Origin of the sequence: Pseudoalteromonas sp. 13-15 (assembly GCF_001468205.2) — a bacterium.
GTDB classification, from domain to species: Bacteria; Pseudomonadota; Gammaproteobacteria; order Enterobacterales; family Alteromonadaceae; genus Pseudoalteromonas; species Pseudoalteromonas marina.
The window spans coordinates 392,823-408,557 of record NZ_CP019162.1 but is presented as its reverse complement, the minus strand read 5'-3'; the positions used below and the strand labels follow the sequence as shown (position 1 = coordinate 408,557).

At 40.2% G+C, this 15,735-nt stretch carries 11 protein-coding genes; 1 reads left to right on the top strand and 10 read right to left on the bottom strand.

What is annotated here, in order from left to right; translation table 11 throughout:
- On the bottom strand, window positions 1-657 hold the full coding sequence (locus ATS72_RS02045; protein WP_058428679.1) for an HD domain-containing protein: 657 nt from the start codon (window positions 655-657) through the stop codon (window positions 1-3).
- 138 nt (window positions 658-795) lie between these two features.
- Between ATS72_RS02045 and ATS72_RS02040 the strand changes: the two genes are divergently transcribed.
- Complete coding sequence (locus ATS72_RS02040) at window positions 796-1,986, top strand: class I SAM-dependent methyltransferase (protein ID WP_006792348.1); 1,191 nt, start codon at window positions 796-798, stop codon at window positions 1,984-1,986.
- 15 nt (window positions 1,987-2,001) lie between these two features.
- Here ATS72_RS02040 and ATS72_RS02035 read toward each other — a convergent pair whose 3' ends face one another.
- The 9 genes from ATS72_RS02035 to ATS72_RS01995 form a co-directional block, all read right to left on the bottom strand.
- Window positions 2,002-2,298, bottom strand: a complete 297-nt coding sequence (locus ATS72_RS02035) for a PilZ domain-containing protein (protein ID WP_006792347.1) — start codon at window positions 2,296-2,298, stop codon at window positions 2,002-2,004.
- Between the two features lie 8 nt (window positions 2,299-2,306).
- Window positions 2,307-2,687, bottom strand: coding sequence for a response regulator transcription factor (locus tag ATS72_RS02030; protein WP_008129771.1), 381 nt, complete (start codon window positions 2,685-2,687; stop codon window positions 2,307-2,309).
- Window positions 2,688-2,762: 75 nt separating this feature from the next.
- The gene (gene hrpA, locus ATS72_RS02025; RefSeq protein WP_170865574.1) at window positions 2,763-6,650 is read right to left on the bottom strand and encodes an ATP-dependent RNA helicase HrpA; all 3,888 of its coding nucleotides are present in this window, start codon (window positions 6,648-6,650) and stop codon (window positions 2,763-2,765) included.
- Between the two features lie 124 nt (window positions 6,651-6,774).
- Window positions 6,775-7,809, bottom strand: a complete 1,035-nt coding sequence (locus ATS72_RS02020) for an isoaspartyl peptidase/L-asparaginase family protein (RefSeq protein WP_058428677.1) — start codon at window positions 7,807-7,809, stop codon at window positions 6,775-6,777.
- A gap of 125 nt (window positions 7,810-7,934) precedes the next feature.
- Complete coding sequence (locus ATS72_RS02015; protein WP_006792343.1) at window positions 7,935-8,639, bottom strand: SapC family protein; 705 nt, start codon at window positions 8,637-8,639, stop codon at window positions 7,935-7,937.
- 344 nt (window positions 8,640-8,983) lie between these two features.
- Window positions 8,984-9,694, bottom strand: a complete 711-nt coding sequence (pgl, locus tag ATS72_RS02010; protein WP_058428676.1) for a 6-phosphogluconolactonase — start codon at window positions 9,692-9,694, stop codon at window positions 8,984-8,986.
- A 2-nt stretch (window positions 9,695-9,696) separates the two neighbouring features.
- Complete coding sequence (gene zwf / locus ATS72_RS02005) at window positions 9,697-11,169, bottom strand: glucose-6-phosphate dehydrogenase (RefSeq protein WP_006792341.1); 1,473 nt, start codon at window positions 11,167-11,169, stop codon at window positions 9,697-9,699.
- A 269-nt stretch (window positions 11,170-11,438) separates the two neighbouring features.
- Window positions 11,439-13,085 (bottom strand): glucose-6-phosphate isomerase, encoded by a 1,647-nt coding sequence (gene pgi / locus ATS72_RS02000; RefSeq protein ID WP_058428675.1) that lies wholly within the window; start codon window positions 13,083-13,085, stop codon window positions 11,439-11,441.
- Between the two features lie 374 nt (window positions 13,086-13,459).
- Entirely contained in the window at window positions 13,460-15,706 is a 2,247-nt protein-coding gene (locus ATS72_RS01995; RefSeq protein WP_058428674.1) for an aminotransferase class V-fold PLP-dependent enzyme, read from the bottom strand.
- Between the last annotated feature and the right edge of the window lie 29 nt (window positions 15,707-15,735).

The following is a 15,735-nucleotide window of genomic DNA, read 5'->3' as shown; positions in this document are numbered from 1 at the left end:
TTACTCACCGATCTCTGACTTTAACTGCTCTAAAAACGCATCCATATAGTGAGTGCGTCTTTGCGCTTCAGCTTTAGCTGATGGCGTGTTCATACTCTTAGCAATATTTAAAAGTTTTATAAAAAAATGATCTAAAGTAAATTTTTTATCGTCAGGCTCTCTAGTTGTACAAAAAGGGTCGTCAGGGCTGTAAAGTAAACGCCCTATAGAGCCCCCTACTTTCATGCAACGGCTAACACCAATCGCACCAAGAGCATCCATTCTATCTGCATCTTGTACTATTTGCGCCTCAAGCGTTTTAATTTTAATGTTAGCACTAAAGCTATGTGCCGCTATTGCATGATGAATTTCTTCAAACAAGTTTGCGTCATAACCTAAGCCTTTTAAAAACCCAATCGCTTTATCGGCTGCCATAGTCGATGCTTTGGCTCTGTCAGGGTGATTTTTAGCCACTGCGACACAGTCGTGTAACCATGCTGCAGGTAAAACTATCGCCATATTGGCATTTTCAGCTTCACAAAGTTGTATTGCCACCCTAACCACACGTTCTATATGGGTAATATCGTGAGCAACATCAGCATGCTTAAGCGATGTAATAAAGTCACGACATTGCCCAGAGAGTATTTGTAATGCGGGAGATAACGTGGTTTCTGCCAAGGGAGTTTCCAAAATTTATTAACATATTGAATTAGTCATACTTTACCGCGCTTTATAGGCTTCATGCAAAACATTCATTGTATGTTGCCCCTGCCTTGACTAAAATACAGCGCTTATTTAATACAACCGAGAAGCCTTATGTCATCTGCCGTTTATCTCCAAGCTGGTCGCGATAAATCATTAAAAAGAAAACACCCATGGTTATTTTCTAAAGCCATTAAAAAGATCAAAGGTAAACCGGGACTGGGCGATACGGTAACTATTCACGACAGTGAAGGTAAATATTTAGCAACAGCAGCCTATAGCCCGCATTCTCAGATCCGAGCGCGTGTTTGGAGCTTTGACGAAAAAGAAATTATAGATCAACACTTTTTTGAGAGACGCTTACGCCGAGCACTTGAAGCTCGTAGCCAAGTAATTGAAGAAGGCGGATTAACTGGTTACCGATTATGTGCCGCTGAGTCTGATTACTTACCGGGTGTTACAATCGATAAGTTTGATAATGTACTTGTATGCCAACTACTAAGCGCAGGTGCAGAGCGCCACAAAGGTGAAATTGTAGGCGCACTGATGGCTATATTTCCAGGCAGCAGCATTTACGAACGTTCAGACGTAGACGTACGAACAAAAGAAGGGTTAGAGCCAATTAAAGGGGTACTTTGGGGCTCGGAGCCAACGCAGCCAGTGCTTATTGAAGAAAATGGTTTAAAGCTTGAGGTAGATATTTTAGAAGGTCATAAAACCGGGTTTTACCTAGATCAACGCGATAGCCGTGCAGCACTTGAGCGTTTTTCAAAAGATAAAACAGTGCTTAACTGCTTTAGCTACACAGGGACATTCTCACTTTATGCGCTTCGTGGTGGCTGTACACATGTTACCAACGTTGACGTATCACAACCAGCACTCGATACCGCTAAACGTAATGTTGAGCATAATAATTTAGATTTAAATAAAGTCGATTTTGTTAAGCAAGATGTTTTTAAACTTTTACGCCAGTACAGAGACGAAGGTAAACAGTTCGACACCATTGTTATGGACCCACCTAAATTTGCCGACAACAAGGCGCAGCTAACAGGTGCATGCAGGGGCTATAAAGATATCAATATGATAGCTATGCAAATATTAAAGCCAGGCGGCACACTATTAACATTCTCTTGCTCTGGCTTAATGGAACAAAACTTATTTCAGAAAGTAGTAGCAGACGCAGCACTAGACGCGGGTAAAGACTTGTTAATAATGGAGCGTTTAAACCAAGCAGCTGACCACCCAATTGCGGGCAGCTACCCTGAAGGCTTTTACTTAAAGGGGCTTATCTGTAAAGTTTATTAATTAACATTTAATTGGTTAATTAAACTCTATTATCTCAAGCCCTGCCGTAATCGTGCCATCATCTTCTTTGCTGGCACGTATTACCTTAGCGGTCGCTTTTAAAGGGGCAATACTTGGATGGGTTGATGCAATATCAACAGACAAAAGTGTATTTGGTTCTAATAAATCATCTAAATGCAGCGACAATCCCGTTGCACTTAAATCTACACATTCAGCAGTGTAAGTTAAGCCGGCAACCGGCTCAATAGTTGTAAGCATTGCAGTAGCGTTTACCTGCATGCGTCTATAGTTTCGTTTATCTTCTGTGAACATAATTCCCTCTAAACTATTGTGTTTATTTGCTCTAACAGTGCACTTATGGCAAACGGTTTGACTACATAAGCATCACAACCAGCGTCAAACCCTGTTTTCTTCTCAAGCTCAGACTCAAGGCCTGACACCATAACCACAGGAATGTTTTTAGTTTCTGGCGTATGTTTTAGCATTCTGCATGTATCATAGCCATCAAGGCCTGGCATACATACATCGAGTAAAATAATGTCAGGAGGATTGGCAATTGCAGACGCAAGACAGTTCTGACCAGAGTCAGCATAACTAACGTCAAATTTAGACTCAAGTGCAGGTTTGAGCATTTCGTAATTAAAATACTCATCATCTACAACTAATAGTCGTTTTGTTTTAGGTTCAATCACCGAGGACATGCTTATGTCGTTTCCTTCTCAAAACAAAAATAAATCCTACCTTTAAGGTACTAACCTTCTTGATAAATGCAAGCATTATTCAACTTCTTTTATAGCATTTAAAATTCGTTTTGACGAAATAGGATAAGGCGTCCCTAACGTTTGTGCAAATAATGAAACTCTTAGCTCTTGTTGCATCCAAAATATAGCTTCTATCTCGCTGGGTATTGGCATACCTTTGGGTATTTTATTAGTCAGCTTTTTATACTCAGCTGCCACTTTATCAAGCTCAAGTACACACACTCTGTCTCTGTTTGGGTCAACAGGGAGCTTTTCTAATCGCTTTTGAACCGCTTTCAAATAACGAATTAAATCAGTCAGCTTAGTCGCACCATGCTGACTCACAAACCCTTTAAAAATTAACGACTCAAGCTGAGACTTAATATCGCCATGCGCAGTGATCATGGTCAAATCAACCCGCCCTTTCATTTTTTTATGAAGCGCATGCGCAATGCTAAGAACTTGTTCAACGTGAATAGCTATATCGACTACAGCGTCACCTAGCTCGCCACGTATTTCTTCTTTTACACTTTCAAACTCACTGCTCGTTCTAATATCGCCATATTTGAGTAATAAGCTATCAACACCCGCGGCAATACAATCATTAATTAAATCGGCTATTTTTCCAAAAGGATTAAAGTACAATCCCAACTTAGCCTTATTAGGCAGATTTTGCTGTAAATATTTAATAGGTGAAGGCACATTTAATAATACCAATCGGCGAAGGCCTTGCTGGTGTGCAATCTGTGCCTTTATTTCGTTATCAAATAGCTCAACCGCAGCACTTGATTTTTTATCCACCAGCGCTGGATACGCTTTTATTTCGTACTGGCCTTGCTTTTTAACGTATGACTTAGGTAGTTCACCAAAGTTCCATTGTGTTAAGTCTGCTTTTTCTATACCGTCATCCGCAACTTTAGAAAGTGTTTCGGTTACCTCTCCTTGAAGCTCTGCTTTGAGCTTCGCAAGGTCTAGACCGCGAGCAAGTAGTTTATTGTGCTCATCGCGTACTTCAAAATGTAAGCGTAAATGAGAAGCAAGTGATGTTAAATCCCACGCTTCAGGATCAACGCGTACACCGGTCATTCTCAACAAACGTGTGGTAAGTGCGTCAAGCAACGTGCCTTGCATCGGCTCTACCGCCGCAATAACAGCATCGGCATAATTAGGAGCGGGCACAAAGTTACGTCGAAGTGATTTTGGTAGCGATTTAATCAAGCCACTAACAAGTTCGTGCCTAAACGCAGGGATATGCCAATCAAAGCCGGTTTCTTGCACTTGATTTAATAAGGCAACGGGTATTTGCACCGCAACACCATCAACCGCTTGACCTGGATCAAAGTGATACGTAAGCGGTAATATTAAATTATCTTGCTGCCATGTATCTGGGTAATCAAACTCTGTAATACTGTTTGCACCATGGCGCATTAACTCATCGCGAGTCATATGTAGATAGTGTTTATTTTGTTGTTTTTGAGTTTTATACCACTTTAAAAAAGCGGCTCGATTGTTAATTTCTTTTGGTATTTTTTTATCGTAAAACTCAAATAAGGTTTGTTCATCAACTAAAATATCACGTCGGCGCGACTTATTTTCAAGAACTTGTATATCTTCGATTAGCTCACGGTTAAACTGTAAAAAACGCTCGTTTAAACCTAGCTCTTGTTCAACCAGTGCGGTGCGTACAAACAGCTCACGACTAACCTTAGGATCTATATTGCTATACACACAGCGGCGCTTATTAACAACTAACAACCCATATAAAGTTTGTTGCTCAAAGGCAATAACAGCCCCAGGTTTTTTCTCCCAGTGGGGCTCAGAGTAGCTGCGTTTTACCAAATGTTGGGCTAAAGGTTCAACCCAACTGATATCGATTTTTGCATTCGTGCGCGCATACAATTTACTCGTTTCAACAAGCTCTGCTGACATAATCCATTTAGGCGCTTTTTTAAATAAACCTGACCCCGGAAAAATATGAAACTGACTATTACGCGCACCTTTGTAAGCTTGTTTTTCGTCCTTAAAACCAATATGGCTAAGCATACCGCTTAGTAAGGCTTTGTGTACGGCTTCACTATCAGCAACATCACTTGTTGCCTTCATGCCCATTTCGTTACACACAGTACTTATTTGATATACAATATCTTGCCATTCACGCAGGCGCATATAGGCTAGGAAGTCTTTTTGGCATAATTTTCTAAACTGACTGTTTGTCAGCTCGCTTTGTTGCTCTTCTAAGTAATTCCACAAATTTAAAAAGGCAATAAAGTCTGAATCAGGATCATCAAAGCGGCCGTGTTTTTCATTCGCTGCTGCGCGTTTTTCCTGAGGTCGTTCACGTGGGTCTTGAATAGATAAAGCAGCCACAATGATGATAACTTCACGAAGTGCACCTAACTTATGCGCTGTTAACACCATTTTAGCTAAACGCGGATCTACGGGTAATCGGCTCAGCTCCCGACCAGATTGCGTTAATGCAGTTTTATTATCTCGTTTAGCTGACTTTACTGCCTGTAACTCCTCAAGCAGAGTCAAGCCATCATTGATATTTCTGCTATCTGGCGCTTGCACAAATGGAAATTGCGCCATATCACCCAAGCCCAAAGCAAGCATTTGTAAAATAACAGAGGCTAAATTTGTACGTAGAATTTCCGGATCAGTAAACTCGGGGCGAGATAAAAAGTCATCCTCAGAATACAAGCGAATACAAATACCCGCCTCAACACGCCCACAACGGCCCATACGCTGATTAGCACTTGCTTGTGAAATAGGCTCGATTGGTAAACGCTGTACTTTTGTACGATAGCTGTAGCGGCTTATGCGCGCAGTACCTGGATCTATAACATAGCGAATACCTGGCACGGTCAATGACGTTTCAGCCACGTTAGTCGATAAAATAATGTGACGGCGCGAATGCGGTGCAAATATTCGGTTTTGCTCTGCATTTGATAAACGCGAATACAATGGGAGTACATCAGTGTGTTTTAAATTTCGCTTACTCAACGCGTCGGCAGTGTCACGAATTTCACGTTCACCATTTAAAAATATAAGTATGTCGCCAGGGCCTTCTGCGCACAGCTCGTCAACGGCATCAAAAATACCTTGTAACTGGTCACCTTCTGCTTCCATACCCTCTTTTTTAATATCGCTAATTGGGTTGTAACGAACATCAACAGGGAAAGTACGACCTGATACCTCAATAATTGGCGCATCGTTAAAATGCTGAGAAAAACGCTCAGGATCAATCGTTGCTGAGGTAATTATAACTTTTAAATCTGGACGCTTAGGCAGTAAGTTTTTTAAGTACCCTAAAATAAAGTCAATGTTTAGGCTACGCTCGTGGGCTTCATCAATAATTATGGTGTCGTATTGATTTAAAAAGCGATCTTGCTGAATTTCGGCCAGTAAAATACCGTCTGTCATCAGTTTGATGTATGTGCTGTTAGAAACCTGATCGCTAAAGCGGATTTTAAATCCCACTTGTTGGCCAAGTTCACACTTCATCTCATCAGCAATACGATTTGCAACGGTGCGTGCTGCTAACCTACGTGGTTGTGTATGACCAATAAACCCATCAACTCCTCGGCCAAGCTCTAGACACATTTTAGGTATTTGCGTCGTTTTCCCCGAACCCGTTTCACCGGCAATAATAACAACTTGGTTATTTGCTATTGCGTCTTTAATGGCTTGTTTTTTTTGACTTACAGGCAGCTGCTCAGGGTATGTTACCTGTGGCAAGTTAGCTAATCGTTTTTCTTTTGATTGTTGGCTACGGGTTATATCTGCGGCTATTTTTTCAAGCGCATTGGCTTGTTTAGTTTCGTCGGCTATTTTTTTAACACCATGAAGGCGTTTTTTGAATATGAATTGATCTTTTTTTAAGCACGTTTTTAGCTCGCCAAACAACTGACCTAGGTTAACCACCCGCATACCTTATAAAATATGTAAAAGAGCCATAATTGTATCAAAGTTAACGGCTCGGGTTAATCCTACAAATCATTAAACACTCAGTTGTTTGACATTTAATCACATGTATCAGTCTGTATTCCTATTCGTCTTTAAAAATACCTACATAAGTTGCTTGCGTATTCGATTTACTCGCGCGATACATCCCCGACGTGTTAAACGGTAAACTAATATTGCCCTGCGTGTCGATTATAATAACACCGCCTGTACCACCTATTGGCTTTAATACCTTGTTTATTACTTCATCACCGGCTTGAGAGATTGTACTGCCTTGGTATTTAACACGAGCGCAAATATCACTTGCCACGTTGTAGCGAATAAAATATTCACCATGGCCGGTTGCTGATACCGCACATGACTCATTCTCAGCAAACGTACCAGCACCTATAACAGGAGCATCTCCAACACGGCCGTAGCGTTTTGCCGTCATTCCACCAGTTGATGTGCCTGCAGCTAAATTACCATTTTTATCAAGGGCAACAGCGCCAACAGTGCCCATTTTAAAGTTATCTGGTAGCGCATTGTGTGCAGCCTGATATGACTTAGTTGTTGCTTTGGCTTTATCGAGCTTATCTTTTGCTTTAAGCAGAGCATCGTAACGATGTTTAGTATCAAATATGTTATTTTCGATAAGTTCAATACCTTGCTCTTTTGCAAATTCCTCAGCACCTTGCCCACTGAGCATAACGTGCACTGAGTTATCCATAACTAAACGAGCAAGTTTAATTGGGCTCTCTACATGTTTTACACCTGCAACAGCCCCAGCTTGGCGGTTACGCCCATCCATAATTGATGCGTCGAGTTCATGCCCACCGTCGTATGTATATACTGCACCGCGCCCTGCATTAAAAAACTCAGACTGTTCTAATACTGTAATTGCAGCAATCACCGCATCTAAGCTTTCCCCGCCTTTTTCAAGTACGCTGTAACCTGCTTCAACAGCTTCGGATAATTTAGCACGATAGGCTTTTTCTTGTTCAGGTGAAAATTTTGCTTTATCTATTGTTCCTGCGCCACCATGAATGGCAATGGCAAGCGGAGATTCTTCACTTAGTGCACTGTGACTAAACCCTATGCACGCACTGGCTAAAATAGATAATAAGATTATTTTTTTCATGACTGGCCCTTATCAAAAAAGTAATAAAACCAATGTGAACGGTTAAAACGTAAATTTCAACTAAAGTAAGTTTAAAGGCATAAAAAAAGCGCCTTGAGGCGCTTTTTATAGTTAACGTGTTTAAATTAAGCTTGTTTGGCTTTTAAACGCGCTAAACGTGCTACTTGGTGAGTAGACGTTAAGAAAGAGTAAATTGGTGCTAAATAGCCGCGCTTACGAAGCTCTAAGAAGTCTGCATCGCTTAGCTCATTTAGTTTTTTCTCGTCGATAAGGTAAATACCATTGATGTCTTTTTTCTCGCCTTTGATGTCTACTGTTAACGTTTGTGCTATCAGTAGCTCTTTGTCAGCAAGGAATTTAGTGAACGCATCTGTTACTTGAGAAAATTCAATGAAAGACACTAGCGACTCTTTGCGACGTTTTAGGTAATCTGTTTCTTCACCGTTTTCAAATAACGCATTACCGTCTGTTTCGCTTACAAGTGGGCTTGCTTCATCAATAACAATACCAAATTGGTCTTGCTCTGGGTGTTTAACTAAACCTAGTGGGTAACGTGTAGACGCCATTGGTGCAAAAGAAGCTGTCCATTTGTCGCCTTCAACAAATAAGTTTTCGCCTGGCTCTAGGCCAAACATTGCAACTGCTTGGAAAGTACCTGCTTCGTTATTTTTAACAAACGACATAGGAAACTCATTTGCTACACGCGCAAACTCATGTGCAACTACAGGCACTAAATGCTGAGTTTTCATAAATTCTACATTGATGCCGTTTTGAATTTTAATGTTGGCATGTTTTTCATTGTGTAAAGGCTGTACTTGTTGCTCCGCCATGTTACTGCTCCGTTTTTAATTTTATAAGTTTCATTGTTAATGCACTAAGGCTAATGCTTTTGAGGCGAAAAAGGAAGGGAAAGTTTTATGACATAAGCCATCTAAAAATAAAATTTAAATAAATCTGCACGTTGCCAAAAAACATACACGTAATAATTTTAAAATGCGCTTAAAAATAAAGCGTTACGCGGCTATTTAGCATACAAAACCAAGCAACCCATTTACAATAGTTAACAGATATTCACCTATAAACTTACTCATATTGGGGAATATTTAAACAAACAAAAAGGCAGCTAATTTAGCTGCCTTTATAAAATTGAGTGAGTACTGCAAATTTGATTAAATTATGGAGCCCAATAAACTTCAATATTTATATCAGGATGGTTTAGCACAGCACGCAGAGGCATATCGTTAACATCGCCCCCTGCCTTAGCTTGCTTATAAACAGCGAGCTTTTCTTCACCGCTAATAAGTAGTTTTACCACTTTAGAATTTGCTATTGCATGCAAAGTAAGCGTCATACGCTCGGTAATACTCCCCGTCACGTCGCTTTGTATTGCGTTAATCGCGCAAACCGTTTGAGTGGTGGTTAAACCATTTTCTAATCCATCTGCGTGTGGAAACAAAGATGCAGTGTGCCCATCAGGCCCCATACCTAAAATAGTTACATCATAAGGCGCTTTGAGTGCGCTATACTCGGCTTCACATTTTTCAGCACCTTGTTGTGCAGTAGAAGCATCGTTTTTCATTGTTATAAAGTTGGCTGCATTGCCAAAATTTTGCAACAACGTACTTTTAATAAAAGCTTCATTACTTTTCTCGTGATTTGGCTCAACCCAGCGCTCATCAACCATGGCTACGTCAACGTTCTGCCAATCTAAATCAAGGGTTGATAAATGCTTATATGCTGCAGCGGGTGATGACCCACCTGATACCATTAGTACCGCGCGGCCATCATCTTTAATACCATCTATTAATGATTGCTCTAAGGTTGCCGATAACTCTTTTGTTAGTGCATCTTTGTCATCAAAAAATTTTTCAACTAAAGTCGCCATAATTATGCCTTATCACCTGTGTTAAACCACACATGGTTGTTTTCTGCTAATAGTTCATCGGCATCATCAGGCCCCCACGTACCGGCGCGGTAAAGTGCAGGCTTACCTTTTTCTTGCCAACGCTCAACAATCGGGTCAATCCATTTCCATGCTTGACGAACCTCATCACGGTGAATAAACAACGATGGGTTATTTGCAGCCGCATCAAGCATTAAACGTTTATATGCATCAGAATGGAAACCGTTACTGTAAGCTTGTGATAACTCAATGTTCATCGTTACCGGTTCTAATTGCATTTCAAGGTTATCCAAACGTTTTGACATAAGCGTTAGCTGAATCGTTTCTTCAGGCTGAAGGCGAATAACTAAGCGGTTTGGTTCAATGTTGCCAACATTTTCTTCATAAATATTGTGCGATACTTTTTTGTACTCAACCACTATTTCAGCACAACGTTTTGCCATGCGTTTACCTGTACGAAGGTAAAATGGTACGCCAGCCCAGCGCCAATTATCAATGTGTGCACGAATAGCCACAAAGGTTTCTGTTTTACTAGCGCCTTCGTTTAGCTCTTCTAGGTAGCCAGGAACTATTTTTCCGTTTAAATCGCCCGGTACATATTGGCCGCGTACTATGTTGCTATCAACATCTGAATCAAAAAGTGGACGAAGCGCTTCGAGTACTTTTAGTTTTTCGTTACGAATACTATTAGCATTAAGCTTATTAGGTGCTTCCATTGCAACAAGGCACAAAAGCTGTAATAAGTGATTTTGAACCATATCACGAAGTGCACCGGCTTTGTCGTAAAACCCAGCTCTGCTCTCAAGGCCTACGGTTTCAGAAAGACTAATTTGAATATTATCAATCGATTTAGCATCCCACATGTTTTCAAATAATGAATTTGAAAAACGCAGTGCCATTAGGTTTTGTACTGTTTCTTTACCTAAGTAATGGTCTATACGGAAAATTTGGTCTTCTTCAAAAAATTCAGCAATTTTAGCGTTTATTGCTTCTGCAGATTCACCACAGTAACCGATTGGTTTTTCTACTACTACACGCGATGTTGGCGTAATCAAATTTTTTGTAGAAAGAATTTCACAACACTTGCCATAAACGGCTGGTGGTAAAGATAAGTAAAACACGCGAGATTTAGTGCTATCGTGCTCATCTAAGATCTCTTTAAGTACATCCCAGTTATCGTCAGCTTCAGTAACATTACTCACCACTGGCACTAAATAAGTAGAAAATGCTTTCCAATCTTTGGCGTTAAATTCACCTTTACTTAAAAACTCTTGCAGTGCTTTGTGCGCTGTTTCAATGTATTCGGCACGTTTGCTTTCTTCACGAACTGTTGGCAGGATGCGTGAGCCTTCAGGTAAGTTCCCTTCTTGATATGCTCTGTACATTGCAGGTAGTAATTTGCGTAACGCAAGATCACCACCGCCCCCAAAAATTATGATATCAAAAGGATTAAGCATAGTTACTCTCTACGTTGTGATACCCCGTCCTAAAATAAGTTCGCGGGTATGCCTGTTTATAACTTGGATTATGATAGCTTTTATAATGTGTTAAAAAGCCTGCTGAATTGTTCTTAATTGATGATATATTATTATTTTTTTATCATCTACGCTTTATTAAATGAGCCTTAGGATTCTGTATCTCCTCTCACAAAAATACAGACCCTAAGCACTCCAGCGCTACCCGTTCAAAGGTACTCGGTTTACCTACTTTTAAGTAGGTTAAATTGTTACTGCGTACGGTGTTGCTTGTAGTACGCCATCAGTCCACTTGTAGAGCTATCGTGATCGTGATTTACACTATCATCTGTCAGCTCACTTTCAATTTTAGATGCCAAGCCTTTACCCAGCTCAACACCCCATTGATCAAATGAACAAATGTCTAAAATCATGCCTTGGCAGAAGATTTTGTGTTCGTATAACGCAATTAAACGCCCTACCGTTTTAGCATCAACAGTGTCTAGCAACATTGATGTTGTTGGACGGTTTCCTTGATGAATTTTGTGATTTAGTAGTTCATCAATCTGCGCCTGCGATTTACCTTTAGCTGTTAAGTCGGCTGTAACTTGTTCTGCATCAACGCCACTCATCATTGCTTCTGTTTGAGCAAAAAAGTTTGATAATAAAATGTCATGATGCTTATCAACATTAATTTGTGGTTTAACAGATGCAATAAAATCTGCTGGCACAATCACGTTGCCTTGGTGCAGGCATTGATAAAACGCGTGCTGACCGTTAATACCAGTCATACCCCAAATGATTGGTACCGTGGTGTACGGTACTACTTTGCCTGCAAAGTTAACATGCTTACCGTTACTTTCCATCTCACCTTGTTGTAAATACGCAGGTAACATGTGAAGAGATTGGTCGTAAGGTAAAATTGCTTGCGACGTGTACCCTAAAAAGCTGGTATTCCAAACACTTAACAAAGCCATTATTAAAGGAATATTCTGCTCAAGCGGCGCATTTTTAAAGTGTTCATCAACTTCAAAAGCACCTGTTAGTATTTCTTCAAATGCGTCATAACCTAAATACAGCGCAATCGGTAAGCCTATCGCACTCCATAATGAAAAGCGACCACCTACCCAATCCCACATAGTGAATACGTTTTCATCAGCAATACCAAAGGCAGCTGTTTTTTCTAAATTTGTACTTACTGCAACAAAATGTTTAGCAATTGTGCTTTCATCTTTTGTTGTTTCTAAAAACCAATCTACCGCTGTTTTAGCGTTCGTCATGGTTTCTGATGTAGTAAATGTTTTTGACGAAATAACAAATAATGTTGTTTCGGGATCAATATTTTTAAGTACAGAAGCAATTTGTACACCATCGGCATTTGACACGTAGTGCACATTTAACGTGTTGTCTGCGAGTGCTTTTAACGCCTCAGTTGCCATTTGAGGACCTAGATTCGACCCGCCTACCCCAATGCTAACAACGTCTTTCACCGCTTTGCCCGTATAACCAAGCCATTGGCCGCTTCGCACTTTCTCAACAAATACTTTAATTTTTGCAAGCTCATTATCAACCGCTTGCGTTACATTTTCTCCATCAACAATTAATGGAGTATGCGCACGATTACGTAATGCTGTATGAAGTACAGCGCGTTCTTCGGTGATGTTGATTTTCTCACCGCTAAACATTTTGTCTCGCCAAGAGGCAATATCGCACTCTTTAGCAAGCGACACTAAATTAGCAAAAACATCGTTATCAATTAATTGTTTAGAGTAGTCGAATAATACACCTGGGATCTGAGTTGAAAACTTAGAAAAGCGGGTACCGTCTTGTGCAAATAACGTTTTAAGATGTGTTTGTTTCATCTTAGCAGCACTTTGTTCAAGGGCTTGCCAACTTGCTAATTGCGTTCGGTTCGACATTTAAATATCCTCTAAAAATTTTAACCGGTTGATTTATAGTTTCTTTTTATAATGTAAAAGTCTTTAATCCGCGCTAAACACACTAAAATAAAACGCTGATAGTATAGTTAAAAACGTAAAAAAAGCGCTGCTTTTACTATTTTATACGCAGATGATAACGCAATTTTTGTCTTTTGACACCGGTATCATAAATATTTTGCAAATTATTTTACCCGCAATTTCAAAGGCACCCACAAAGCTTAATCGATTAAGCTGCTATGTTCGTGAATTTTACTAAACGTTCAGTACTTTTTTAATAGTTATGACATTTATGTGAATAAATAAAAATCGGCTACCAGAGCCGATTTAATTTGAATCCTATTAGTGTCGTATAATTAGAGACTCAATGCCAAACCACCCTCTAAGTTATACACTGTTTGATACCCTAGTTGTGTTAGGTTAGCAGCCGCAAGCTTTGATCGGTTACCGCTACGACACAACAATATATATTTACCGCTCTTACTAAGCTGACCTTCCATCAACGCATTAGCCATTCTACTAAGCGGTATATTAAGTGTTTTTATTTCTTTGGTGCGAAACAATTGCGATACATTATTGGCACCATGCTCGTATGGCTCTCTGGTATCAATCAAATACGCATCGTTTTTAGTAAGCATTGCCTTTGCACTATCAAAATTTAATTGCTGAATATATGATTCGGGCAACGCGGTGACATAACCACACAATTGTGACCTTGATTTTTCTTTAGCCTGATCATCCAGCTGTTTTTTAATAACAAATTCATCAATACTCATTTGGCCGTTTATTAATCCGTTTAATAAAGGTGTTTGTTGTTGCTCTGCCTCCCAGTTCATCGCAAAACATTGTAAATAATCATGTCCTGAACAAATCACACTTGTTTCATCTAGCTGCTCAGCAAGCGCTAGAATAGAATGAGCCATGGCCTTTGCATTGCCACCAGCTAGAGACGTGTTCCCCAAGCCTGCGGGTAATATTAGGTCACCACAAAAGCAATAATTAATGTGATTATCCCCATTTTTTAGAACATAACTTACGCTATCTTCACTGTGTCCTGGTGTGGCTATTTTTTCTAATCGTTGGTTATTGAGGTCAATATACGCTGCATGTATTGGCCACCCCAGTTTATCTATTTCAATGTCATCGCATCGACTCCCCAATACACTGCGTAATAAAGTAACGCCGCAATGGCGCTCTTGGTGAGCATGCGTATTAAGCACTGCCTTAATAGTGAGGTTTTGTGTATTAGCTATTTTTTCTAAACGCGGTATGAGCTCTACAATAGGATCTATAATAATTGCCTGTTTATTCTCACTTACATATAACCAACAACAGGCTCCTTGGTGCCTAAACTGCGTTAAACCAAGAGCGCAAACATCTTGGTAAGGTGTTGCGCTATCAGATACGATTAAACAGTTAGCCTGCAAAATGGCTTTTAATGCACGTATAGATTCACACGCATTTGCAATTTCTTCGGCTGTAGCTGCGGGACCAAACGATAGCCTAATTGCATTTTCACTCTGCCATTGGTTAACGCCCATAGCATCAAGCACAAAGCTCGTTGAAGAACCCGTACTACATGCGGATCCTCCACTGACACGAATACCAGCAGCATCAAATAAATCAATCACTTCTTTGCTTGTTAGTTCATTTACCGCAAAGTTGAGCGTTGTTGGTACCGAATGCTCAAGACTATGATTAAACGTAACATCACCAAAAGTATCTTCAATCGCGCATTTTATTTGCGCGCGGTAGCTATTGAGCACATCGATTGGTTTAAACGTGGTATCTGACCTGTCTAGCAGTAAGCTAAATAGTTTATTTAACCCGGCAATACCGGGTAAGTTCTCGGTACCCGAACGCATCCCGCTCTCTTGCCCGCCCCCTGCTATAAACGGTGTATAGGCACTGCCAGCTCGTATATATAAAAAACCGATGCCTTTGGGTGCATAAAGTTTATGGCCCGAAAAGGGAGCATAATCTATTGTGGTCGCGCTCAGATTAAGTTGCTTTTTGCCCAATGCTTGAACACAATCGACCATCCACGACACGTCAGGGTTTAAAAAACGGATCGTTTGTTCAATAGCATCTAAATCTTGATACACACCGGTTTCATTGTTTACCGCCATAGTGCATATCATAAGCGCATTAGGAATGTGTTCTGCAATAAAAGTAAGGTCTAGAATTCCATTGCTATCTACCGGAATTGCTAAAATTTTGGCATTAATGCCCAATACATCATTCCAATGCTTTAAGGTATTAGGTACCGCTTTGTGCTCTGTAGCACCATACAACAGTACTGGATTATCTATTTTATGAGTTTTAGCATTAATGAGTGTGGATACGACAGCGGTTTGAATGCCTTCAGTCGCGCCAGAGGTAAACAAAATATTTCCCTCTTTTGCGCCTATTACTGTTCGTGCGTTTTCACGGGTTTGCTCTAACAAATGCTTAGCTTGAATACCTGTAATGTGTGGGCTTGATGGATTACCAAAGCAAATTTGCATTGTATGAGAAACCACCTGAGCAATGCATGGCAACACCGGCGTTGTTGCATTTGCATCGAGGTAAACTTGCTCAGAGCTAAATAAAGAGTCAGACATCTAAAAACGCACCTTATTACTAAAAGATA

Bases quoted from the DNA above. Each gene is read 5' to 3' on its own strand.
- ATS72_RS02040 (WP_006792348.1), top strand. From the start codon at position 796: ATGTCATCTGCCGTTTATCTCCAAGCTGGTCGCGATAAATCATTAAAA.
- ATS72_RS02035 (WP_006792347.1), bottom strand. From the start codon at position 2,298: ATGTTCACAGAAGATAAACGAAACTATAGACGCATGCAGGTAAACGCT.
- ATS72_RS02030 (WP_008129771.1), bottom strand. From the start codon at position 2,687: ATGTCCTCGGTGATTGAACCTAAAACAAAACGACTATTAGTTGTAGAT.
- ATS72_RS02020 (WP_058428677.1), bottom strand. From the start codon at position 7,809: ATGAAAAAAATAATCTTATTATCTATTTTAGCCAGTGCGTGCATAGGG.
- ATS72_RS02015 (WP_006792343.1), bottom strand. From the start codon at position 8,639: ATGGCGGAGCAACAAGTACAGCCTTTACACAATGAAAAACATGCCAAC.
- pgl (WP_058428676.1), bottom strand. From the start codon at position 9,694: ATGGCGACTTTAGTTGAAAAATTTTTTGATGACAAAGATGCACTAACA.
- zwf (WP_006792341.1), bottom strand. From the start codon at position 11,169: ATGCTTAATCCTTTTGATATCATAATTTTTGGGGGCGGTGGTGATCTT.
- pgi (WP_058428675.1), bottom strand. From the start codon at position 13,085: ATGTCGAACCGAACGCAATTAGCAAGTTGGCAAGCCCTTGAACAAAGT.
- ATS72_RS01995 (WP_058428674.1), bottom strand. From the start codon at position 15,706: ATGTCTGACTCTTTATTTAGCTCTGAGCAAGTTTACCTCGATGCAAAT.